The sequence below is a fragment of the Methanoculleus sp. genome (genome assembly GCF_030019085.1).
GTDB lineage: Archaea > Halobacteriota > Methanomicrobia > Methanomicrobiales > Methanoculleaceae > Methanoculleus.
Genome location: NZ_JASEFJ010000016.1, coordinates 1 through 16,859, shown reverse-complemented (window position 1 = coordinate 16,859; position 16,859 = coordinate 1). Strand labels below are relative to the sequence as shown.

The following is a 16,859-nucleotide window of genomic DNA, read 5'->3' as shown; positions in this document are numbered from 1 at the left end:
CCTCACGAGTTGCCTGCCTATCCTGGCTTGTGGGCACACTTTGAAGGATGTTCTTCTCTCTGGAGTAAATATATTCATCGCTATGCCTTTCTGCTCAACGTTTGAGGATCGCCGCTTCGACCGACCATCCTGGCACCCGGCTACAAAGTCTGGCGGGGCACGTCCTCTGTCACACCCGGTCATTTTACCCCCTGAATGATCGATCGTACCACCACATCCATTATGTCCTGATCTTGAGTGTCTGCATACAATACTGGTCAACGCTCGAGAAAAACGTAGATCTGGCGCGTTTAGCACGTTCTTCGTCCCCTTCGACGAAGTCACGGAGTATATACTCCAGCGCCGTCAGGTAGTAACCGCGCGCAGTAAAGGTTTTTTTCACCTCCTCAAAGCAGAGAAGACTCTCGGTCCTGTGGTTACACATAACCTCGAGCACGGTGTCAAGTAGCAGGAGCAGGTGACGGGGAAACTCCTTCAAGATTGCAAGTTTCCGAAACCTTGCGTATGATCTTGGTTTTCCACCAAGGATTGCCAGTTTCATTCCGTAATAGAGCGGTTCGTGGTCGTCTGGAAACTGCTGCATCATCTGTTTCACTATAGACGCGGCACCGCTCCCGTTGCGCATGTCCACACTGGTGTTGAAAGCCTCAGCCAGGAAGTACCTGTCGTTCGGGAAATGTTCCGTGGCACGGTCGAGGAGTTGCTGGCGGCGTTCGGCATCCCCCACATGTTTCGTCCACGAGATGCCGATGCGGTAGAACTCCGGCTCGCTCGGGAACCAGGCAAACGCCAGGTCCAGCATGTACCAGAATATTGAGTTCAGTCGGCTCTCCTTACGATCGAGTGGCCCAAGGCGACTGAGCGGGGGACGAACCCGGGCAAGCGTCAGCATCTCCTCGCGGGCCTGGAGTTCCATGTCGTCAGGACGGGGACCCGGACTCTGATTCTTTGCCAGGGAGAGCGCGTAGTAGCAGTAGGCCATGGCGGCGTTGATGCGGACGTCATGGTTCCTGTGGCGCGAAAGGTACTCAAGCGCCTGATAATAAACGCCAATGTCGATAAGCCTGAGGGCCACCATCACCTCAAGCGTTGCCCGCCCCTTCTGCTCTCTCTTGTTCCCCACCGCATGCCGCAGGACCTTCTCCAGGAACTCAGGGGTCGGCGGGTCGCGCTTTGCGTTAAGAAGTGCAAAACCTGTTTCATCGATGAAATCATCGTAAGTTCTGTCATCGAGGTCGGGAAATGAACGGTCGAGCGTGGCGGCAACATGCCCGAAGAAGACCGGGAGGTTTTCCTCGATCTGCCCGATATTCTTCTCGATATAGTCGTCCATGGTAGCTCTGAGTTGCTCGAGTCTCCTGTTCTGGAGAGCCTCTGGCTGCCACGCTCTTTCCATGGATCTACTGGTGGAAGGTGGAAGAGATATTTGTTGTCATATTTGTTGTCATATGCTCACCAGGTGTAAGACGGCAGGAATTTTTGGGTTTCGATCTACCGTTCTTTGCACAAATGCCTGTAGATACCCTGCAGGACAGAAAAAAGTCGTTTTGCGTGACCCGTTTCCCCGACCGGTTGTGGCTACCAAACCAACACTCTGTGGCTATACCCCCGTTTGATAAAACCACCTGCAGGAGACTGATCTCGGATGGATGAGCATCGCCGGAGACCACCCCATTATGCGTCCCTGGCACGGCAACCGTGGGTCAAACGCCACTCAGTGCCTGCAATTTTGAAGCGGCTGGAGGGGGTCAGTTTGACGAGGGAGGTTCAACACGAGTGATTTGATTGCATCGGTGAACCGGTCTCACGGTCTCCAGGCACACCCCAGGGAAACAGTGGCGAGCCTATATCTCAGATCCGTTGATTTGATGGCCTCCTGTTGCGTTGCGCAACACCTCAAAGTCCATGAGATGGAGGAAAACACCGGTTCGCAACCGGAACCCGCATTCACAATGCTTATCCCGGCTCATTTCAAACCCTCACGAAGGCAGGCACGATAGCATGGGCTACATTGAGAGGTTAAAAGAGGTTGGAAGGGATGTGAATCCCTTCTTCAAGATGATGGATATAGAGATTGAGGGTTTCGGAGATGGGCATGCCAGTCTCTCGATGAAAGTCAGACCGGAGATGCTGAACGGTGCCGGGTGGCTCCAGGGCGGGGTTTACGTGGCGCTTGCAGACGAGGCGGTCGCGCTTGCGCTTTACACCCTCCTTGAAGAGGGGGAGCGGATCGCTACGATCGACGAGCACACCTGTTTCATAAAGGGCGTCAATACCGGGACGATCGTCGCCACCGGAGATGTCATCCGCAAGGGTCGCAGGGTGGCGTTTGCAGACGGCGAGGTCACGAGCGGAGAGGATGGGACGCTTCTCTCCAGGACATCGACATCTTATGCGGTTATCGGAAGGTAGCGCTGCCCTCTCATAAGGCAGTGGGGCGCGCGGGATCTCCAGAACAATAGATTCTCAATAGGCGAGATCACATATTTAGGAGATAAAGATCTGGAAACGATCGGGGAGGAGCGAGAGTTTGAAGTACATCGTTGTAACCGGCGGCGTCATGAGCGGACTCGGGAAAGGTATAACCACCGCGTCCATCGGCCGAATCTTAAAGAATCGCGGCTATGAGGTGACGGCGGTAAAGATAGATCCATACCTGAACATCGATGCCGGCACGATGAACCCTGCCCAGCACGGGGAGGTCTTCGTCCTCTCCGACGGCGGGGAGGTCGATCTTGATCTCGGTAACTACGAGCGGTTCCTGGATATCAACCTTAAATCGATCCACAACATAACAACGGGCAAGGTCTACCGCAACGTCATCGAGAAGGAGCGCCGGGGAGACTTCCTCGGCGCGACCGTCCAGATAATCCCACACATCACTGATGAGATCAAGCAGAGCATCAGGCGTGCGGCCGAGGAACCTGTCGACGGCGGCAGGAGAGCCGAGATCTGTCTTGTAGAGGTCGGCGGCACGGTGGGTGACATCGAGAGCATGCCGTTTTTGGAGGCCATACGGCAGATGCATGGCGAGCTTCCACGAGAGGATATGATCCTGGTCCACGTCACCCTTGTACCTGTCGACACGATGGGTGACCATAAGACCAAACCCACACAGCACTCAGTCAAGGCACTCCGGGAACTCGGGTTGCAGCCAGACATTATCGTTGGCAGGAGCAGAGAGGTGCTCAGCCCGCAGACAAAGAAGAAGGTATCCGCCTTCACCGATGTCCCCGTAAAAGCTGTAATCTCTGCAAAGGACGTCCCTGACGTCTACCAGATCCCGGTGGAACTCGAGAAAGAAGGACTGGCTGACGTCGTCTGCAACTACCTTGGACTGGAGAACAGGGAGCCGGATCCAGCCTGGTACAGGGTTGTCTCTCAGGAGTACACCAACCGGGTGACGGTTGCCATAGTAAGCAAGTACGGGATCGAGGATGTCTACATGTCCATCAAGGAGGCGCTCAAGCATGCTGGCAGGGCTCTCTCCACCGAGGTGAACATCCGGTGGCTGGATGCGGAGACGTTCGAACCCAGGGATCTCGCCGATGTCGACGGTATCCTGGTTCCCGGGGGGTTCGGGAAACGGGGTGTCGAGGGTAAGATCCAGGCGATCCGCTACGCCCGTGAGAACTCTAAACCCTACCTCGGTCTCTGCCTCGGTTTCCAGCTCGCCGTGATCGAGTATGCCCGGCACGTAGTTGGCATAGAGGACGCCACAAGCGAGGAGATGGATGAAGGGACGCATGTCATTGCTCTTCTCCCCGAGCAGGAGGGTGTCAGCGAACTTGGGGGCACGATGCGCCTTGGCGACTGTAACGTGACGCTCAAAGAAGGGACGCTGGTTGCCAGGCTCTATGGCAGAACCTCGATCGTGGAGCGGCACCGCCACCGCTACGAGGTGAACCCCGCGTTCATCGCCGACCTTGAAGCCGCCGGGCTGGTATTCTCAGGTTTCTGCGAGCAACGCATGGAGGTCTGTGAGATTCCGGATCATCCCTTCTTCCTTGCGACACAGTTCCACCCCGAGTTCAGGTCGAGCCCGACACACCCCTCACCGCCCTACCTCGGCTTTGTAGAGGCATGCAAGAAGAATAAATCTACCCAGAACCAGGTGATTGAGCAGAATGGTAAACGTTGAGAAGTTTATCGATCAGGCAGTCAGGGAAATACGCGATGCTGCCGGCGATGAGAAGGTTGTGATGGCACTCTCCGGCGGCGTGGACTCATCGGTCTGCGCGGCGCTTGGAGCACGCGCGATAGGCGATCGATTGATCCCGATATATGTGGATACCGGGCTCATGCGAAAGGGAGAGACCGGGCGGGTGAGTTCGCTATTTGCCGATACAAACCTCCGCGTGGTGGACGCCGCAGACGAGTTCTTCGAGGCGCTCGCGGGCGTAACCGACCCTGAGGAGAAGCGTAAGGTCATCGGTGAGAAGTTTATAAGGGTGTTTGAGCGCGAGGCAAAACGGACGGGAGCAACGATGCTCCTTCAGGGGACGATCTACCCTGACCGTATCGAGAGCGAGGGGGGTATCAAGAGTCACCACAATGTTGGGGGCATGCCTCTCAAGATCGATTTTAAGGGCGTCATCGAACCGCTTGCCGACCTCTACAAGGACGAGGTACGTGAGGTTGCCGCTGCACTTGGACTCCCGGCGGAGATTCAGCACCGGATGCCCTTTCCAGGTCCGGGGCTTGCCGTCCGTGTGTTAGGTGAGGTGACGAGAGAGAAGATCGAGATCGTCCGGGAGGCAAACGCCATAGTCGAGGAGTGTCTGGTGGAAGATTTCAGACCCTGGCAGTGTTTTGCGGCTCTAATCGGTCTCGGGACCGGCGTCAAAGGGGACGTCCGGCTTCATGGCTGGATCGTCGCTGTTAGGGCCGTCCGGTCAAGGGATGGGATGACCGCCGAACCTCTGTATCTCCCCTATGAGACCCTCTCCCGGATCACGACACGGATCACCTCCGAGATTCCCGGTGTATCCAGGGTAGTCTATGACGTCACCTCAAAACCCCCCGCAACGATCGAGTATGAGTGAGGAAGAGAATGGAGAAAGATTCACGAGAACTTGATGCACGCTACTACATGCCGGCGTTCTCACGGACGATCAAGATCGTCCGCGGCGCGGGGTCGCGCGTCTGGGACGACCGGGGACAGGAGTACATCGATTGTGTTGGGGGCATTGCGGTCTGCAGCACCGGTCACTGCCACCCGAAGGTGGTCAGAGCGATCTGTGACCAGGCAAAGCAACTGATTCACTGTTCAAACCTCTACTACGTCCCGAACCAGGCGGAACTTGCAGAGAGGCTTGTAGAGATCACCGGGCTTGCAAAAGTGTTCTTCTCAAACTCCGGGGCAGAGGCGAATGAGGGAGCGATCAAGCTTGCCCGTATCCGGACCGGCCGAAAGAAGTTTGTAGCGTTCACCCACGGGTTCCACGGCAGGACGTGCGGATCGCTTGCAATCACCCATAAACCAGCGATCCGCGAACCTTTCGAACCGCTCTCCCCCCCCTGCACCTTCGTCGACTACGGTGACCTTGACGCTCTGGCGGAGGCCGTCGATGGTGATACCGCCGGGGTCTTTGTAGAATCGATCCAGGGAGAAGCGGGCGTCCTGATCCCTCCCGACGATTTCCTCCAGGGTATCCGGGAGATCTGTGATGATTCTGGTGCGCTGATGATCGTCGATGAAGTGCAGACAGGTATGGGCCGGACAGGGAGGTGGTTTGCCTTCCAGCACACCGGTGTCACCCCTGATATCGTCACGATCGCAAAAGGGCTTGCAAGCGGGTTTCCCATCGGAGCGCTCGTTGCGCGCGAGGGACTGGAGTTCAGGAAGGGTGAGCACGGGAGCACCTTCGCCGGCGGGCCGGTTGCCTGTGCGGCGGGGCTAGCGACGATCGGCGTCATAGAGGAGGTTCTCCCTGACGTCTCCCGGAAGGGCGAGTTGTTCATGAAGGGGCTTGCCCTTCACACCCCACGTGGTCGTGGTCTGATGATCGGTATCTCGGTCGGTGATCGCTGTTCGGAGGTGCAGCAGACCTGCGCTGAGAACGGTGTTCTTGTCAACTGCGCCGCCGATGGAAACCTCCGGTTGATACCGCCGCTTGTGATCACAGACGAGGAGATAGAGACGGCTGTCGGAGTAATCAATGCAGCGCTTGGTTAGGGCGTGTTTCTTAGAGTCGAGCGGCTACTACTTTGCTAAGAAGGCCGCGGACGTGGCACGGGAACACGGTATCGACCGGGTTGCCCTCCTCGCGAGCAACGAGAATCCTCGACCTCCATCTCAGAACGTGATCGAGGCGGGTTGCGCTGCACTACGGGAAGCGAACCGTTACCCGGACGAGCGTGCGTCGGTGTTCGTTGAGGCGCTCCGCCGCTACCACGGAGATTACCGGTTTGTAACCGGCGCCGGGATGGACGGCGTCATCGAGACGCTGATCCGGACGGTCGTAGAGCCCGGTGAGGCTGTGGTGGTCTCGACGCCAACCTTCTCCTTCTACGGGATTGCGGCCATGGCGCACGGTGCCCGGGTGGTGAGCGTCCCGCGGAGGAGAGAGGACTTCTCGGTCGACCCGGCAGACTTCAGCAGGGCATGCAAAGACGCAAAACTTGCGTTCCTATGCGCCCCGAACAACCCGACGGGGAACACCACCCCGCTCGAAACGGTCGCGGAGATACTGGAGGGTCTGGAGGGCTTGTTATTCCTGGACAACGCTTACGTCGAGTTCTCGGATATGGATTACCGGCCGCTCATGCGCCGGCACGAAAACCTTGTGATCGGTCGGACGATGTCAAAGATCTTCGCTCTGGCTGGGTTGCGGGTGGGTTACGCCTTCGTGCCTGGATGGCTTGAACCGTTCTACAATCGGGCGGCAACACCGTTTGCGCTGAACTCCGTCTCCGCCGCAGCTGCCGCGGTCGCCCTCACGGAGGAGGAGAGGGTGCGCGAGACCCGTGAACATGTCCTGCGCTGGAGGCGGCGGTTTATCGAGGAGATCCCGGGTGCGCATCCCTCCGATGCAAACTTTGTCATGATAGATGTTGCCCCACGTACCGCCGACGAGGCGGTGGAATATCTCGCGGCACGGGGTGTCCTGGTGAGGTCCTGCACCTCCTTCCCCGGACTCGGCGACCACTACATCAGGGTCAGTATAGGTGACGACCTGGAGAATGCTCTATTTCTGGAGGCGATACGCGACCTATGATGGTGGGGCTCACAGGCACGCCTGGAACCGGCAAGACATCCGTTGCTGCCGAACTCGAGCGGCGCGGCTACATGATCGTTCACCTTTTAGATACAGTTCAGCCCTACATCCTGGAGGAGGACCGCGCCCGACAGACGATGGTGGTTGATACCGACCGCTGGGTGGAGGAGTTCGAGCATGTTGACGGGATAATCGAGGGGCATCTCGCCCATCTCCTCCCCTGTGACCTGGTGGTGGTGCTCCGGTGTCGTCCGGACGTCCTTCGACGGCGTCTTGAGCAGCGGGGCTACCCTGAGGCAAAGATCGCAGAGAATGTTGAGGCAGAGGCGCTTGACGTGATCCTGATCGAGACGCTCGAGGAACACCCGTATGAGCACGTCATGGAGGTGGATACAACCGATCTCTCCGTCGAGGGGTGTGCCTGGATGGTAGAGCGATTTATCCGGGGAGAACTCCCCCCCTCCTGTGGGTCAATCGACTGGACGGACTACCTGGAGAATTGGGTATGACGCTTGACCAGTATCGGCCGCAGGCCCAGCGCATCATGCAGCCCGCGATAAACCTGGTACGGAGGGCAGGCGTAACGCCGGACGCCCTGACGGTTGGATCGCTCATAGTATCGGCGCTTGCCGGCATCGCGTTCTACCTCGGGGGGATAGTCTTTGGCACAATCCTGGTCGCGTTCAACGCCGCGTTTGATGCGCTCGATGGGGCGCTTGCACGTGAGATGGGGATCGCCGGGGCCCACGGGGATTTCCTGGACCATGTTATCGACAGATACGCTGATATCTTCATAATCACTGGAATATTTGCCGGCGGTGCTGCCCCCTGGCAGATTGGGGTCTTCGCGTTGACAGGTGTTCTGATGTCCTCATACCTCGGCACCCAGGCGCAGGCTGTAGGGGTCGGCAGATTTTACGGCGGCATACTGGGCCGGGCGGATCGTCTGGTTCTGATCATCGTTGCAGGAGCGCTCACCGTCCTGATACCTGTTGAGATCTACGGTTTGAACTATCTTGGCTGGCTGCTGGTAATATTCGGCATTCTGGGGCACTACACCGCCATCCAGCGTTTCATTCATGTATGGTGCGAGATTGAAAAAAAGTGATCGCTGCCGATCATGGGTTGAGAATGTAGATACCGTGGTTGAGGTAGGCCGCGAAGGTAACCCAGATGAGATATGGGATAAGAAGTGCTGCTGCGGGGGTCGAGACCCTATAGAAAGCCACTATCGTCAACAGGATTGCAATCCAGAGAAGCAGGATCACGGTGAGCGCAAGGAATGGTGCCTGTAGCGCGAAGAAGGCATACGACCAGAGAACGTTCAGGAATAACTGGACACCAAAAACCCCCACCGCAACAGGTACACCCTTCTGCTTCCATCCCTTGCTCCAGACCAGGTAGAGCGCGACGCCAATAAGGGTGTAGAGCACCGTCCAGACCGGGGCAAAGACCCATGCCTCCGGGGTCAGGGCAGGTTTTGCCAGGGAGGCATACCAGGTTGGAATTGCCGGCAGAGTGAACGCCGACCCGATCCTGGCGGCTACAAGGCAGATCCCGATCGCCACAATGGCCTGGATGGCCCTGATGTGTACGGGTGCAGATTTCACGAGGTGTAATGATAAATTGTTTTACTTAACCATTTTGGTCTTATTGCAGGTGTCAGCCACAGGGCTGACGGGTGTGAGGGGGGCCCCGGTGCGGAGAACATTTGGTGGCGGTAGCCATCTGGAACCCGCTACCACAGATGGTCGAAGTATGGAAGAGTCTCCGGAGTAAAAGGGTTACTTTTTCTTCCTCTCCCGCAACCGTGCGATCTCGTCGCCCCCCGGTATCTTCACCACAAATGTTCCGTGACAGGGTTTGGTGTAGGGGAAGACCAGTTGATCTCCCTCGATCCCGACATAGAGCGGCGGCACACCGATGATGTGGACATCCAGTATCCGGTAACCCGGTTCTACCTCGTAATACTCTTTAATGTTCTTCCTGATGAACTCCCTCGCCTCCTTAAATGAAGATTGGGAGAGAAGAATCTCGGGTTTCATCGCTTCGAGACAACCGCCCATTCCATCACCTCGTCAATTCTCCGTTTGAGCGGCATCGGGTTATGCACCGCCTTCGCCGCGACTATCTCACAGGGAAACTCGATCTCTTCGGCGAGTTCCTCTGCGTGCTCCCCGAATATAAGCGCGTAGACCCGCGCACTGGAGATATACGCCATGGTTCCGGCGTATGCGATCCCGGAATCGTTGTGGATGAAAACGAAACAGAGGTCATAGTCCCTCTGTTTCCCGGTTATCTCATCGATCGTATCGTCAATGTCGTTCATCTCTTCGATGTAGTAATGGCCGGGATCGGCCACCTCCATCAGTTTCCGTGCCGCAGTCGTTCCGGCGATCACCGGTCGGCAACCTCGTTTCCTCAGGTTGTGTGCGACGTATAGCGCCAGACTCGTCTGGACGGGCACCTGCGGGCACCCGAGGAGGAGCAGCGCCTCATTCTTCAGGTTACCTGTTTCGACCATGATATCCTCAATTTTTTCAGAACTTCAGGCACCCGTTCCGGGTGCGTGTATATGGTGAACCGCTCGCCCCGAGAAAAACCGATCAGGGTGAGCCCTGCCTCTTCTGCGGTCATGATCCCCCGATCGGTCGACGCGGCCCTCGAAACAACGATCGGGATACCTGCATTGGCCGCCTTCGCCACCATTCCGGAGGGCTGCCTCCCCGTGCAACCGAGGACGCATCCTGACCTGTCCAGCCCTCTGAGGGTTGCATACCCCACCACCTTGTCGACGGTGTTATGCCTGCCGAGATCGCAGGCCCTGGTGACGAGGCTGCCGTCGCAGAAGAGGACTGAACAGTGGACACCGCCGGTCCGTCTCCAGACGTCGGACTCGATCGCAGACGTGACCGCGCGGATGCCATCTGCGGTGATGGTGATCGAGGAATCCACTTTCTTTGCCTCGCCAAGAACGCGGTAACCGCCTGAAGACTCCATCTCGAGCAGGATCTCTCTCTTTACCGGTGCTTCGATCCGGACATCCCTGCCAGAGACCTCCACAGACTCGACCGTATCTGCCAGCCCCTCGCAGACGACAAACCCCGCCCCGAGGTCTTCGAGCCGATCAGGGCTTGCTACAAGGGTTGTTAGATATTCTCCGTTCAGAAAGAGCCTGACGCGGTCTTCGACGACGATATTGTCCTGGACCTCGTGTACCTGATCCCCGATTACCTGGATCCCGGTGCGGCAGACGGTCTCCATCAACCTGTCTCCTCCTGTATCCAGTTAAGGTAAGGGGCATACCCCCCGATGATAGGGATGGCGACTATCTCGGGGAGGTCGTAGGTGTGCAGATCGCGTATCTTCTCGATGAGGGGACCGAGCAGGCGGTGCTGTGTCTTCATGATCAGGAGGCGTTCAGGCTCGTCAAGAACTCTCCCCTCCCACCTGTAAAAGGATTGAACGCCAGTGATGTTCACGCACGCCGCAAGATGCGCATCAACTAGCGCTTTTGCGAGACTCTCCGCCTCCCGGGCGGGGGCGGTGCAGAATGCCACAATATACTCGGGAGCGTCCATGGTTTAACCTTCGTAGCCTAATTATTTAACTTGTGGGGGGGGGCGAAGGGGGCAGAACGGGAAGTTGTCGCCGGGAGGCATGGGTTGTTGGTCGGGGTCGTTTGTTCCTTGTATACCGCTGGTCCAGGAAACTTTCTAATATCCAGGTCGTAGATGGGGCCCGAACCTGATAAAGAGGGTAAGAAGATAAATAGGGTTTCGTGTGCAATACCTGAAAGATGTATTCGAGACGCATGGATCACCTCCCACCCTACCTTTTCGCGCGCATTGACGAGATGAAAGAGGAGAAGCAGCGTCAGGGCGTCGATATAATCGACCTCGGCGTCGGCGACCCCGACCTCCCAACGCCGAAGCATATCGTTGAGGCCCTATGTGCCGCAGCCCGTGACCCGAAGAATCATCACTACCCCTCCTACGCCGGAATGCCCGCATACCGCAGGGCAGTGGCAGAATGGTATCGGCGTCGGTTTGGGGTTGACCTCGACCCCATGAAGGAGACCCTGGCGCTCATTGGTTCAAAAGAGGGTATCGCCCACATCGCCGAGGCTTTCGTCAACCCCGGTGAGGTAGTCCTGGTCGCGGACCCCGGTTACCCGGTCTACAAGACCTCCACACTCTTTGCGGAAGGTAAGGTTTACGAGATGCCACTCCGCCCAGAGAACAATTTCCTCCCGGTGCTTGATGATATCCCCGCTGACGTTCTGAAACTGGCAAAGATGATCTTCATCAACTACCCGAACAATCCGACGGCAGCGGTGGCGCCCCTCTCGTTCTTTGAGGAGGTTGTCGAGTTTGCACGGGAGCACGGCATCGTGGTAGTCCACGACAACGCCTACTCCGAGATTGCCTTCGAAGGCTACCGTTCGCCTTCGTTCCTCGAGGCCGACGGCGCGATGGAAGTCGGTATCGAGATGCACTCCCTCTCAAAGACATACAACATGACCGGGTGGCGGATCGGAATGGCCTGCGGAAATGCCGATATAGTTGCGGGGCTTGGCCGGGTCAAGACCAACGTTGATTCAGGGGCGTTCGACGCCATCCAGCACGCCGCTATCGCTGCGCTCAGCGGTCCACAGGACTGTGTTAGAGAGGCATGTTCGATATACCAGGAGCGCCGGGACGCGCTCGTCTCGGGTCTTCGTGAGATCGGGTTTGACGTTCAGGCGCCGAAGGCCACATTCTACGTCTGGCTGCCTGTTGACGACTGCATGGCGTTTGCCGCAAGACTCCTCGATGAGGCCGGGATTGTCGCGACCCCCGGAGTCGGGTTCGGCCGAAATGGTGAGGGTTTCGTCCGGTTCGCGATCACGCGCTCGGTTGAGCGGATCAACGAGGCGGTCGAGCGGATGCGGGGGCTTGACCTGTGATCCTCCCGCCGCACCTTACGGTTGAGGGCGGTCATCTCCTGATCGGCGGCCAGGATACGGTGGATCTCGCGCAAAGGTTCGGCACTCCACTCTACGTCATGGACGAGGACCGGATCCGGGAGAACTTCCAGCGCCTTGAAAGTGCCCTTACCGCGCATTACCCCAACGTCCGGATCCTCTACGCCGCCAAGGCAAACGGCAATCTCGCGGTCTTCAGGATACTCGCCTCTCTGGGCGCCGGTGCCGACGTGTTCTCCGCAGGGGAGGTTGCTCTCGCCCATGCCGCGGGAATGCGACCGGAGTCTCTCCTCTTCAACGGGAGTTCGAAATCGCCCGCTGACCTTGCACTTGCTCTCGAAAAAGGGGTAAGGGTCTCGGTAGACTCGCTCGACGAGCTCCGGCAACTTGATGCAGCGGCCGCAGAGGCGGGAAAGACGGTTGAGATCGCCTTCAGGGTCAACCCGGCGATCGATGCCCCCACTCATCCGAAGATCGCGACCGGGCTTGCGACAAGCAAGTTCGGCATCCCTGCAGGGCAGATCCTGGAGGCATATGGGGCGGCCCTCGCAGCAGAACACGTCAACCCTGTCGGGATCCACTGTCACATAGGCTCGCAGATCCTGGCCGTGGAGCCATTCGCCCGCGAGGTCGAAGTGCTTGTCAGACTCGCAAGCGATCTGATCGATATCGGCGTTGTTCCCTCCTTCATCGATATAGGAGGAGGGCTCGGTATCCCCTACCGTCGCGAGACCGATCGCGCCCCGACGCCCGAGGACTACGCGGGAGCGGTCATGCCAGTCTTCCTCAAGGGTATCAGTGACCTCGGGATTGAGCCAGAACTCTGGGTTGAGCCAGGCCGCTGGCTCGTCGGTGACTCAGCGATTCTCCTGACCAGGGTCAACTCGGTCAAGACCGCTCACAAGACCTTTGCAAACGTCGATGCCGGGTTCAACCTGCTCATCCGGCCGGCGATGTATGACGCCTACCACGAGGTTGTGGCGGCGAACAAAGCGGGCGTTCCGCCGGTACAGGAATACTCGGTTGCAGGCCCGATCTGTGAGACGGGCGACATCCTTGCCCGGGATCGTATGCTCCCGGAACTTAAGGCGGGTGATCTCATCGCCGTCCTGGATACCGGGGCCTATGGGTTTGCGATGTCTTCGCAGTATAATAGTCGACCCCGCTGTGCCGAGGTGCTGGTCGCGGGTGGAAGGGCTGCAGTGATGCGTCGGGCCGAGACGATCGACGACCTGACCGCCACGACCTTGACCCCGCCCTGGCAGGAGTAGTTTGGGAGATGCAGACGTGAAGTTTCATTACCGTCTGGTCGATGACCTCCTCACAGAGGACGAGTTCGAACGCCGGGTTGAGGAAAAAGTGGCGGAGTCTGGCGATCTTCTGGACGAACAGACGGCAGCGATGCTTGTTGTCCGTGACCTGGGGCGGTCTCACGTCCGTATACGTGACCTCTCGGCGACAACAAGCCTGGCGTGCTTCTTTGCAAAGGTGCTCTCTCTCCAGGAACCCCGGGAGTTTGAGCGGCCCGATGGCAGAAAAGGGCTTGTCGCGAACGTGACGGTGGGTGACGAGACCGGGAGGGCGCGACTGACGCTCTGGGACGAGAAGGCCACCGCAGTCTCTGAGTTGGAGGTGGGTGCCGTCATAGAGATACTTGGGCGCCCGAAGTGTGGCGGAAAGATCCCGGACGTCACCGTTCTCGCCATCCAGGAGGCGGCGTGCGAGATCAACTGTGAGGAGACCCCCACTGACCCTGGACCCGGGGTGTCCCGGGATCTTGAGGTGAGGCTGATCGCGGTCGGGAGTCCCCGGACTTTCGTCAGGCGTGATGGGACGCCGGGGGAGATGCTCGAAGCGGTGGTAGGAAACGAAGAGGGCGTTTTCCGGCTAGTCGCCTGGTTACCGGCGCTCATATCCGGGATCGAACCGGGTGAGAGTGTGGTAATCAGAGGGGCTCTCGCACGTGATACTGAGAGGGGGATCGAGTACAGCATCGGTGAAACCGCATCGGTTGCTCCATCCGACCGTCAGATCACCGTCCCCCTGAACTCTGTTTCGGACGTAAAAGAGGGGGGGTCGTACTCACTATCCGGGCGAGTGGTCAGCGTGCAACCACCTCGAACGTTTACCACGCGGAACGGGCGGGTCTCACAGGTTCGAAACCTTCTCTTTGAAGATGAGACAGGTGATGAGATCCCGGTTGTCATCTGGGGTGAGAGGGCTGATGAGCACCTGGTGCCCGGCGACCGGATCGAGGTCTACAACGCGTTCGGACGGCGGGGACGCTTCGGTGAGATCGAGTTGCATCTATCGTGGGGAAGCGCTCTTCTTACCCTTGAGCAGGAGGAAGAGACCGTCGAGATCGAGGGCACAGTCATCCCTACCGCTGAGGGGGTTTCCATCGAGACGGGCGATTCCTCTTACCTCCTGGAGAGGGTTGTCTCCATCGGCTATCCAGTGCGTGCCAGGGGCACGGTTCAGCGTGGATTGTTCAGGCCGGACAACCTTGAGTTTATGCAACCCGATCCCGGATCGCTGAAACGCCGCCTGGATCTCTTCGACCCCCAGATCTGATCCTGGTTTCACTTTCACACCGCGCGGCAAGCGAACTATATGTCTCCAGATCAAGATTCTTACTGTAGCGTCATTGGACACGCAGAAGAGATCAAGTGAGGATCGAGATGTCAGAGATTGATCTTGAAGATTTACCCGGAGTTGGGGCAACAACCGCCGAGAAACTCCGTGAGGCTGGATACGGTACAGTAGAGAGCGTCGCAACAGCAACACCGACGGATCTCGCCGAAGCGGCGGAGATCGGCGAGGCGACCGCCAAGAAGATAATTCTCGCCGCCAGAAAGATGGCGGATATCGGGGGGTTTAAGACAGGTCGGGATATCCTGGACAAGAGAAGGGATATCAAGAAACTAAAGACGCTGGTGCCAGAGTTTGACGAACTGATCGGGGGCGGACTCGAGACGCAGGCGATAACGGAGGTTTACGGTGAGTTCGGGTCCGGCAAGAGCCAGCTCGTCCACCAGCTGGCAGTCAATGTCCAGCTCCCTGAAGAACTTGGGGGGCTGCATGGTGGTGTGATCTACGTCGACACGGAGAACACCTTCCGCCCGGAGCGTATTGAGCAGATGGTGAAAGGTCTGCCCGAGGGGGCAGATATTGGTCCCCTCGAGGAGGTCCTGGAGCGGGTGCACGTCGCGCGGGCGCACAGTTCCGATCACCAGATGCTCCTCCTTGAAAGCGCGCGTGAACTTGCAAACGACCTCCGGAAGTCCGACTACCCGATCCGGCTCTTTGTCATCGACTCCCTGACGTCGCTCTTCAGGTCGGAGTATGCGGGGCGCGGCACGCTCGCACCACGGCAGCAGAAACTGAACCGGCACATGCACGACCTGTTCAAACTGATCGACGACCATAACGCAGTTGGCCTTGTGACCAATCAGGTGATGTCGAACCCTGGCGTTCTCTTTGGCGATCCAACAAAACCGATCGGTGGCAACATCGTCGGACACACTGCAACATTCCGGATCTACCTGCGGAAAGGCAAGGGTGGCAAGAGGGTCGCCCGCCTGGTAGATAGTCCCAACCTGCCCGAGGGGGAGGCAGCGTTCATGGTCGAACAGGCAGGGCTCAGACCGTGTTAAGAGCAGTTGTAACGGATGTCGACGGCACCCTCACCGATCGGCGGCGGCGGATCAACACCGCCGCCATCGAGGCCATCCGCACCCTCGTCGACGCCGGGATCACGGTTGTGTTTGCAAGCGGTAACACCGTCTGCTTCATGGACTCTCTCTCAAAGATGATCGGAACCGATGGGACGATCATCGGCGAAAATGGTGGCGTCTACCGGAGGGGTTTCTCCGGCCCTCTTCATATCGCCGGCGACAGGAAGGTCTGTCTGGAAGCCTTCGAGGTTCTCAGGGACTATTTCTCAAGGAAGGGCGTTGAACTCGAACTTTACAGTGCTCAATACCGGTTTGCTGACGTGGCCTTCGCACGGAACGTCGATCCTGCTGAGGCTCAGGCGGTTATACAGGAGCAGGCCCTTCCAGTACGGGTGCTCTACACCGGATTCGCGATCCATCTCCAGCCACCGGGCGTGAGCAAAGGGGCGGCGATGCGCGAACTCGCCATTGAGATGGGTCTCTCCACCTCAGAGATTATCGCCGTAGGTGACTCCGAGAACGATATCGAGATGCTTGCGGCCGCCGGTGTAGGGGTCGCGGTTGCAAACGCCAATCCGGCTACACGCATGGCTGCAGACCTTGTCACCACAAAACCACACGGTGAAGGCTTCGTCGAGGCGGTAAAAATGTACTACTCAGATCTCTTCAGCAGGTAGCGGTCTACAACAACGTAGTCCTTTATATCTTTTACAGCCTCGAACGGCACGAGCATCTTGTCTCCATCCGTCCTGTAACCATCGGTCTTGAACGTCTCGTCCGGCCTAACAAGAAGGTCGACAACCTGCCCGGTGCTCAGGTCAACCATGATGTTCTTGATGGTGCCGATGAGCATGCCATCGTTGCTCATCACTTTCTTCCTGGCAAGGGAGCGACAGAACGCTTTGCTCATACGGATCGTGCGTGTTTGTAATATATAAATCTTTTAACTGTTGGGGTTGAAGGTGCGAAGCGGGAAGTCCCCGGTCAACAGGTGCG

At 58.0% G+C, this 16,859-nt stretch carries 19 protein-coding genes; 12 read left to right on the top strand and 7 right to left on the bottom strand.

Going from position 1 to position 16,859, the window contains the following annotated elements; translation table 11 throughout:
• Nucleotides 1-220: 220 nt before the first annotated feature.
• Nucleotides 221-1,396 (bottom strand): hypothetical protein, encoded by a 1,176-nt coding sequence (locus QMC91_RS07515; RefSeq protein ID WP_300237308.1) that lies wholly within the window; start codon nt 1,394-1,396, stop codon nt 221-223.
• A 605-nt stretch (nt 1,397-2,001) separates the two neighbouring features.
• Between QMC91_RS07515 and QMC91_RS07510 the strand changes: the two genes are divergently transcribed.
• The 7 genes from QMC91_RS07510 to QMC91_RS07480 all read left to right on the top strand — a co-directional run bounded on the left by QMC91_RS07510 (nt 2,002) and on the right by QMC91_RS07480 (nt 8,328).
• Nucleotides 2,002-2,412, top strand: coding sequence for a PaaI family thioesterase (locus QMC91_RS07510; RefSeq protein ID WP_300237307.1), 411 nt, complete (start codon nt 2,002-2,004; stop codon nt 2,410-2,412).
• Between the two features lie 118 nt (nt 2,413-2,530).
• Complete coding sequence (gene pyrG / locus QMC91_RS07505; RefSeq protein WP_300237305.1) at nt 2,531-4,141, top strand: glutamine hydrolyzing CTP synthase; 1,611 nt, start codon at nt 2,531-2,533, stop codon at nt 4,139-4,141.
• Nucleotides 4,128-5,045: a glutamine-hydrolyzing GMP synthase gene (guaA, locus tag QMC91_RS07500; protein WP_300237304.1), complete on the top strand. Its 918-nt coding sequence runs from the start codon at nt 4,128-4,130 to the stop codon at nt 5,043-5,045. The genes pyrG and guaA overlap by 14 nt, the downstream gene beginning before the upstream one ends.
• Nucleotides 5,046-5,053: 8 nt before the next feature.
• Complete coding sequence (locus tag QMC91_RS07495) at nt 5,054-6,178, top strand: acetylornithine transaminase (protein WP_300237302.1); 1,125 nt, start codon at nt 5,054-5,056, stop codon at nt 6,176-6,178.
• Nucleotides 6,162-7,220 carry an aminotransferase class I/II-fold pyridoxal phosphate-dependent enzyme gene (locus tag QMC91_RS07490; protein WP_300237300.1) on the top strand — a complete coding sequence of 353 codons (1,059 nt, stop codon included), beginning with the start codon at nt 6,162-6,164 and terminating at the stop codon, nt 7,218-7,220. The genes QMC91_RS07495 and QMC91_RS07490 overlap by 17 nt, the downstream gene beginning before the upstream one ends.
• On the top strand, nt 7,217-7,729 hold the full coding sequence (locus QMC91_RS07485; RefSeq protein ID WP_300237298.1) for an adenylate kinase family protein: 513 nt from the start codon (nt 7,217-7,219) through the stop codon (nt 7,727-7,729). The genes QMC91_RS07490 and QMC91_RS07485 overlap by 4 nt, the downstream gene beginning before the upstream one ends.
• Nucleotides 7,726-8,328 carry a CDP-alcohol phosphatidyltransferase family protein gene (locus QMC91_RS07480; RefSeq protein WP_300237296.1) on the top strand — a complete coding sequence of 201 codons (603 nt, stop codon included), beginning with the start codon at nt 7,726-7,728 and terminating at the stop codon, nt 8,326-8,328. Before QMC91_RS07485 ends, QMC91_RS07480 begins: the two co-directional genes overlap by 4 nt.
• Nucleotides 8,329-8,338: 10 nt before the next feature.
• Here QMC91_RS07480 and QMC91_RS07475 read toward each other — a convergent pair whose 3' ends face one another.
• From QMC91_RS07475 to cutA, 5 genes are all read right to left on the bottom strand, one after another.
• On the bottom strand, nt 8,339-8,830 hold the full coding sequence (locus QMC91_RS07475; RefSeq protein ID WP_300237295.1) for a TspO/MBR family protein: 492 nt from the start codon (nt 8,828-8,830) through the stop codon (nt 8,339-8,341).
• Nucleotides 8,831-9,004: 174 nt separating this feature from the next.
• Nucleotides 9,005-9,265, bottom strand: a complete 261-nt coding sequence (locus tag QMC91_RS07470) for a DUF1894 domain-containing protein (protein WP_300237293.1) — start codon at nt 9,263-9,265, stop codon at nt 9,005-9,007.
• The gene (locus tag QMC91_RS07465) at nt 9,262-9,744 is read right to left on the bottom strand and encodes a DUF1890 domain-containing protein (protein WP_300237291.1); all 483 of its coding nucleotides are present in this window, start codon (nt 9,742-9,744) and stop codon (nt 9,262-9,264) included. The genes QMC91_RS07470 and QMC91_RS07465 overlap by 4 nt, the downstream gene beginning before the upstream one ends.
• On the bottom strand, nt 9,723-10,484 hold the full coding sequence (fdhD, locus tag QMC91_RS07460) for a formate dehydrogenase accessory sulfurtransferase FdhD (protein ID WP_300237289.1): 762 nt from the start codon (nt 10,482-10,484) through the stop codon (nt 9,723-9,725). The genes QMC91_RS07465 and fdhD overlap by 22 nt, the downstream gene beginning before the upstream one ends.
• The gene (gene cutA, locus QMC91_RS07455) at nt 10,484-10,801 is read right to left on the bottom strand and encodes a divalent-cation tolerance protein CutA (RefSeq protein WP_300237287.1); all 318 of its coding nucleotides are present in this window, start codon (nt 10,799-10,801) and stop codon (nt 10,484-10,486) included. The genes fdhD and cutA overlap by 1 nt, the downstream gene beginning before the upstream one ends.
• A gap of 218 nt (nt 10,802-11,019) precedes the next feature.
• On the opposite strand from cutA, the gene QMC91_RS07450 reads away from it, so the two are divergent.
• From QMC91_RS07450 to QMC91_RS07430, 5 genes are all read left to right on the top strand, one after another.
• Nucleotides 11,020-12,168 carry an LL-diaminopimelate aminotransferase gene (locus QMC91_RS07450; RefSeq protein WP_300237285.1) on the top strand — a complete coding sequence of 383 codons (1,149 nt, stop codon included), beginning with the start codon at nt 11,020-11,022 and terminating at the stop codon, nt 12,166-12,168.
• Nucleotides 12,165-13,457: a diaminopimelate decarboxylase gene (gene lysA / locus QMC91_RS07445; protein ID WP_300237283.1), complete on the top strand. Its 1,293-nt coding sequence runs from the start codon at nt 12,165-12,167 to the stop codon at nt 13,455-13,457. The genes QMC91_RS07450 and lysA overlap by 4 nt, the downstream gene beginning before the upstream one ends.
• Before the next feature lie 16 nt (nt 13,458-13,473).
• Nucleotides 13,474-14,760: an OB-fold nucleic acid binding domain-containing protein gene (locus tag QMC91_RS07440; RefSeq protein WP_300237281.1), complete on the top strand. Its 1,287-nt coding sequence runs from the start codon at nt 13,474-13,476 to the stop codon at nt 14,758-14,760.
• Nucleotides 14,761-14,867: 107 nt separating this feature from the next.
• Entirely contained in the window at nt 14,868-15,842 is a 975-nt protein-coding gene (gene radA, locus QMC91_RS07435) for a DNA repair and recombination protein RadA (RefSeq protein ID WP_300237279.1), read from the top strand.
• Nucleotides 15,836-16,540: a phosphoglycolate phosphatase gene (locus tag QMC91_RS07430; protein WP_300237277.1), complete on the top strand. Its 705-nt coding sequence runs from the start codon at nt 15,836-15,838 to the stop codon at nt 16,538-16,540. Before radA ends, QMC91_RS07430 begins: the two co-directional genes overlap by 7 nt.
• On the opposite strand, the gene QMC91_RS07425 is transcribed toward QMC91_RS07430, so the two are convergent.
• On the bottom strand, nt 16,516-16,773 hold the full coding sequence (locus tag QMC91_RS07425; protein WP_300237275.1) for a PRC-barrel domain-containing protein: 258 nt from the start codon (nt 16,771-16,773) through the stop codon (nt 16,516-16,518). The two genes, QMC91_RS07430 and QMC91_RS07425, sit on opposite strands and share 25 nt — an antisense overlap.
• Nucleotides 16,774-16,859 lie beyond the last annotated feature (86 nt).

Coding starts and splice junctions, on each gene's coding strand:
- QMC91_RS07515 (WP_300237308.1), bottom strand. CDS start 1,396: ATGGAAAGAGCGTGGCAGCCAGAGGCTCTCCAGAACAGGAGACTCGAG.
- QMC91_RS07510 (WP_300237307.1), top strand. CDS start 2,002: ATGGGCTACATTGAGAGGTTAAAAGAGGTTGGAAGGGATGTGAATCCC.
- guaA (WP_300237304.1), top strand. CDS start 4,128: ATGGTAAACGTTGAGAAGTTTATCGATCAGGCAGTCAGGGAAATACGC.
- QMC91_RS07495 (WP_300237302.1), top strand. CDS start 5,054: ATGGAGAAAGATTCACGAGAACTTGATGCACGCTACTACATGCCGGCG.
- QMC91_RS07490 (WP_300237300.1), top strand. CDS start 6,162: ATGCAGCGCTTGGTTAGGGCGTGTTTCTTAGAGTCGAGCGGCTACTAC.
- QMC91_RS07485 (WP_300237298.1), top strand. CDS start 7,217: ATGATGGTGGGGCTCACAGGCACGCCTGGAACCGGCAAGACATCCGTT.
- QMC91_RS07480 (WP_300237296.1), top strand. CDS start 7,726: ATGACGCTTGACCAGTATCGGCCGCAGGCCCAGCGCATCATGCAGCCC.
- QMC91_RS07470 (WP_300237293.1), bottom strand. CDS start 9,265: ATGAAACCCGAGATTCTTCTCTCCCAATCTTCATTTAAGGAGGCGAGG.
- QMC91_RS07465 (WP_300237291.1), bottom strand. CDS start 9,744: ATGGTCGAAACAGGTAACCTGAAGAATGAGGCGCTGCTCCTCCTCGGG.
- fdhD (WP_300237289.1), bottom strand. CDS start 10,484: ATGGAGACCGTCTGCCGCACCGGGATCCAGGTAATCGGGGATCAGGTA.
- cutA (WP_300237287.1), bottom strand. CDS start 10,801: ATGGACGCTCCCGAGTATATTGTGGCATTCTGCACCGCCCCCGCCCGG.
- QMC91_RS07450 (WP_300237285.1), top strand. CDS start 11,020: ATGTATTCGAGACGCATGGATCACCTCCCACCCTACCTTTTCGCGCGC.
- radA (WP_300237279.1), top strand. CDS start 14,868: ATGTCAGAGATTGATCTTGAAGATTTACCCGGAGTTGGGGCAACAACC.
- QMC91_RS07425 (WP_300237275.1), bottom strand. CDS start 16,773: ATGAGCAAAGCGTTCTGTCGCTCCCTTGCCAGGAAGAAAGTGATGAGC.